Raw genomic sequence first — 3,486 nt, forward strand, 5'->3', positions numbered from 1 at the left:
ACAACGGTCTGACTGTGGAAAATGCCATCGGGTTTGCTCCATGGCTGGCTCCGGGAAAAGAAGGGAAAAAAGCAGGCTTTTCCCAGATGGAAAAAGATATGGAAATGATGGGACAAATTGGCTGCAAGCGCATCGCAGCGCCTCCGGCCAGTCAATCGGAGAACCTGGCAAAAATGGAAGTCGATGAGCTGGATTTTTTTGAGGCAGGAGAACGCTACAGGGAACTGATTGAACTGGGTCATCAAACCGGGGTAGCACCTCATCTGGAATTCTGGGGAGTCTCCAATGTCCTCTATCATCTTGGCCAGGCTTTAATGATAGCTGCCATAGCCAATCATCCCGATGTGCACATTCTCCCTGATGTGTATCATTTATTCCGCGGAGGCTCAGGCTATGAAGGCCTAAAGATGCTGGGCGGAAATTTCATTGAATTTTTCCACATGAACGATTTTGTGGACGATATACCCCGGGAAGAACAGGAAGACAGCGACCGGGTATATCCGGGTGACGGAGCCGCACCAATGAACGATATCCTCGGCGCATTAAATAACATGGGCGGCACCAAGATACTGTCAGTAGAACTCTTTAACCCGGAGTACTATAAGCAGGACGCCGGCAAAGTAGCCAAAACGGCACTGAAAAAAATGAAAAACCTTGTTGCTGAAGCAACATAGTAAGGACTGTTTTATGATTAAACTATCTTATATCGCGAAACAATTTATGCCCATTACCCGGAAGAAACAACATTCCGGGTAAGGATATGAAAATTTTAAGAACCCGGCCGGGGGATAAAGATTCGTTCTCCTCCGGCCCCTATTTTTTGAAAGGAAAGTGTACAAATAAATTTCAAATCATCATGACAAAAGACAAATTTTCACCATCACTTCACTGGCCCGCTATTCTTTGCGGCCTTTTTCTGTTTCTGACCACATCATTCTCAAAAGCCCAAAAGGATAAGCCCAATGTATTGCTGATCAGCATCGACGATCTGAATGACTGGGTGAATCATCTGGATGGTCACCCAAAAGTACAGACACCCAACATGGACCGCTTGGCTGGTCAGGGCGTGGCTTTTACCAATGCCCATTGCCAGGCTCCGATCAGTAATCCGTCCAGAACCAGCTTTCTCACAGGATTGCGACCATCAACCACGGGAGTTTATGGCCTCGGCCCGTGGTTCAGGTCGCTGGATGAATATGAAGACCTGATTACCCTGCCCCAGTATTTCGAGCAAAACGGTTATCAAACCTTAACTACGGGGAAAGTTTATCACGATGCCTATCCACCCGAGGAGGGCCGCAAGGATGGAACCGAATTTACCAAATGGGGCTTTCATGGCGGCTTTTATCCACGCCCTGAGGAACCCTTTGTAAAAGAAACCGGGCACCCGTTGGTAGATTGGGGTGTCTACCCTGAAAAAGATTCGCAGCAAGACGACTGGAAAGTCGCCGACTGGGCCATCAAACAACTTAAAAATCCGCCGGATGACCAACCTTTTTTCCTTTCGGTAGGCTTTCGCCATCCCCATGTTCCTTTATACGCAACCCAGAAATGGTTTGACCTTTATCCTGAAGGAGAGGAGCTTCTGCCTGAGATCAAGGGTAACGACCGGGAGGATATTCCCCGGTTTGCCTGGTACCTGCACTGGAATTTACCGGAACCGAGACTGGCATGGCTGAAAATGCACAATGAATGGAAACCCAAGGTCCGTGCCTACCTGGCAAGCGTAAGCTTTGCCGACATGCTGGTGGGTCGGTTGCTTAATACCCTGGAAAAAGAGGGACTAAAAGAAAATACCATTGTGGTGCTTCTTTCAGACCATGGCTATCATTTGGGAAGCAAAGATATTAGCGGAAAAAACACGCTATGGCATGAATCTACACGCGTTCCTTTTATTTTCGCCGGCCCCGGCATCCCGGAAAAAGGAAAACAAAGCGATCAGCCGGTGGAACTGCTCGACTTGTATCCGACCCTGACAGATCTGGCTGGTCTGCCGCAAAAACAAGGATTGGACGGTCATTCTCTGAAGCCATTGTTGGAAGATACCCGACATGAACGCTCCCGGCCTGCCATATGCACACACGGTCCCGGGAACCATGTTATCATAACCGAACAATGGCGTTTTATACAATATGCTGATGGTTCGCGGGAACTCTATAACCGGGAGAATGACCCTTATGAATGGGACAACCTGGCCGTGAAAGAAGGATACGCTCCGATAATGGAGAATCTGGCCGAACACATACCCGAAAGCGCCGAGCCTGCACCGGGCAATAAAGTACGGCTGATTGAGATGATTGATGGACAGCCTTACTGGCAGGGAGATAAGATCCCTGAAGATGCGGAGGTGCCGATGGAATATGAATAAATTAGTAATGAGTTGAGAGTAGTGAGTTTGGGAGATACCGGTTCATTAGTAGAGACGCAAGGCCCGCGTCTAGAAGCCTTTTGTACGACAGCACGAAGGAACGATGGCACGAAAGCACGACGGAATAAAAGAGCGATGGATTTAGAAGACGGGAATTGTGCAGAAACAGACCGTGGTATGTCTCAATGGTGGACAGGAAATAGACCGATGTGATAATATACCGACAAGACGGAAAAAAGAGATGACGGGAAGACTGGAAAAATATCCAACACTGCCCGGTCTAAAATTCAAACATAATGCCCCCAGCATCTCTGCAGTCCCAAGCTCCGTTAGGAGCGGCATAGTGGTAGCCCGGGGTGTAAACCCCGGGTTATAGGGTCCCAGATCCCATAGCGCTCCATCTGATGGCTCTGAACGAGACATAATCCTTTCATGGAGCGCAACATAAAGGTCTTGCCAGAGGTGATTTTCAAGATAAAAGAAGCAAAGAGGAAACAAGGCAGTTGGTAGTGATAGAGCCGCAAGCACCTCAGTAGAGAAGCAAGGCTTGCCTCTCGAAAATTAATCTGCCAAACTGGAATCTTGTGCAAATGGCCCTTCAAGGGAAGTGAAGGGTGAGGAAGGGGAATGGTCATTCAGTTGTATTCATTGAAAAATCAAAATATTCACCGGATCCGAGGCTGTTGGCGACACTGGACTAGACTGGAGACCCGAGAGGCAGGGCCTATCTTCCCTGAGCCCTGAGCCCTGGGCTCTGTGCTCTTTGCTGTCTTTACGTCTCGGATCAATCTGGCAAGAAAATAGGTGTTTGACATTGAATTAAACCCTGGAGAATCATTCCCGGGCCTTTCCGGTTCTCCGGAAACTTTCAGGAACCATTCCTGGAACTTTCCGGTGTGAACTCCGGCTAAATTTTGAGTAAATTTGTACATTTAAATGCAAGATGGGCTAACGATGTATCACTAATTTTACCTTTTTTTCTCATTCACCCTCTTTATACTCCAGGCATCTTCACTTTCAGTAACCCTATAAGCCGGTAAAATCAAATCATCCATTTTATTAATATCAGAGTTCCCGGCACTGGTTTTGTCTCCCAGCCTTGGATTTATTATTGAAAC

The 3,486-nt window shown here is 47.7% G+C and carries 2 protein-coding genes; both read left to right on the forward strand.

Annotation, left to right across the window (positions count from 1 at the left end; translation table 11 throughout):
• On the forward strand, positions 1–674 hold a 674-nt coding region (locus KGY70_19290), incomplete at its 5' end, for a sugar phosphate isomerase/epimerase (GenBank protein MBS3777347.1).
• Positions 675–856: 182 nt separating this feature from the next.
• Positions 857–2,368, forward strand: a complete 1,512-nt coding sequence (locus tag KGY70_19295; GenBank protein MBS3777348.1) for a sulfatase — start codon at positions 857–859, stop codon at positions 2,366–2,368.
• Positions 2,369–3,486: the final 1,118 nt, after the last annotated feature.

It is taken from the genome of Bacteroidales bacterium (assembly GCA_018334875.1).
Taxonomy (GTDB): Bacteria; Bacteroidota; Bacteroidia; order Bacteroidales; family UBA12077; genus JAGXLC01.